This window comes from Streptomyces sp. NPDC055078 (assembly GCF_053607985.1).
Map to the genome: position 1 here is coordinate 1 of NZ_JBSGUP010001068.1, position 1631 is coordinate 1631.

Consider the following 1631-nt stretch of genomic DNA (forward strand, 5'->3'; position numbering starts at 1 on the left):
GCCCGGGGACGGTCCCGGGCGGCTTCGCGCGCGCTTCAGCGCTCAGTCGCGGAGCGACTCCGGCAGCTGGACATACGTCACCTTCGTCCGGACGCCGCTGTCCACCAGCCGGCCCTCAGGGTCGAAGGCCCCGGGGCCGTCGACCATCCCGAAGTCGTTGTCGTTGACGAGCGCGAGGGTGTCCTCGTCGGCCAGCGCGATCCCCTCGACCTTCCCCGGCACGCCGGGGACCTTTCCGAAGTCGACGAGCAGCCGCTTCGACAGCACCGGCACGCCCGCGGCCTTCGGGTCCTCCAGCTGCTCGTAGCTGGGGGAGGTCGCCGGGTCGTCCCAGGAGGTGCCCAGAATGCCCGCGCCGCGCGGCAGGGTGACCCGGTGCAGCCGGGACGACTTGTCCGTGCGCTCCTGGACGAGCACGGTGTCGCGGTCGAGCGCGACCAGTGAGGAGATCTTCAGCTCCGCGTTGTCCGTCTCACTCGGGTCGACGACATTCACGGCGTCGAAACGGTAGGCGTACTCCGCGGTCACCTTCGCCTTGGCGGGCGAGAAGCGCAGCAGCCGCGCATTGCGCGACGCCGCGCCCGCGGCCGCGTCCGGCACCATGAGGGGGCTCTGCAGGGAGACCACCAGATCGCCGCCGGGGAGCGCGGTCAGCGATTCGAAGCCGCGGTTCTGCTTGCGGTTGAGCAGGATGGCGGGCAGGGCCTCCACGACCGGGTAGCCGGTGTCCCGCAGATTCAGCCCCTTGGGGACGTACCGGGTCAGGACCCGTCCCCGGGGCGAGACATGCACCAGCGAGGGACCGTACTCGTCGGCGAGCCAGAACGAACCGTCCTCGGCACGCACCAGACCCTCGGTGTCCAGCCCGTCCGGGTTGAAGCCGAGCGGGGTCCCCGCGTCGTACGTGTACGGGAACTCGTCGCGCGACTGCTGGTTCGGCAGACCGGTGACCGGCTTGCCCGACGAGGTGGTGACCGGAATCGCGGAGAGGATCCGCACCTTGTCGCCGGACACGCGGATCTTCACGATCGCCGGGTTGAATCCGGGAACGGGGAACGTACGGCGCTTCTTGCCGCCGACGGTGATCACGCCGTTGGGCCCGCGGTCCGTCATGGCCCAGAACTCGCCCTCCCGGCCCGTGGGGTAGAGGTCGCTCCCGGTGCCGAGGCGTATGCCTCTGTCGTTGGTGACGGTGCCCGGGAGGAGGGAGTTGCTGAACTCGGCCAGTGGAGTGTCCTCCAGGACGGCGGAGTTCACCACACGCGGACCCTGTTCCTCGGATTCCTCGGAAGCGGTGTTGCCGGTGGCGGTCTGGGCGACGACGAGCGCCGCGACCAGGGCCACCGGGACTCCGACGGCGAGGGAGCGGCGCAGGGTGCGGTTCGGCCGTGTGGTGGGGGACATCGGGCCTCCTGGTGGGGGTCAGGTGGATCGGCATGGATGGAACGGGCAGCACGGAGGCGGACGGTGTACCGGCGCCTCCGGCTGATGTCCTCGGACATCGGGTGCAACACTGCCCGACACACGGTCCCTTACCGGCGGGTTCTGCGGGTCTCGGCCGTCTCAGCCTGTGTTTCGCCCCGTCTTCGGCCGGTTCCGCTCGGTGGGGAGGTGCGGTGGGGGATGGGGGG

General features: G+C 70.5%; 1 protein-coding gene. It reads right to left on the reverse strand.

The genetic code is table 11. The features are described from left to right. Positions 1 to 42 precede the first annotated feature (42 nt). Positions 43 to 1404, reverse strand: a complete 1362-nt coding sequence (locus tag ACWF94_RS40180; protein ID WP_453500200.1) for an esterase-like activity of phytase family protein — start codon at positions 1402 to 1404, stop codon at positions 43 to 45. Between the last annotated feature and the right edge of the window lie 227 nt (positions 1405 to 1631).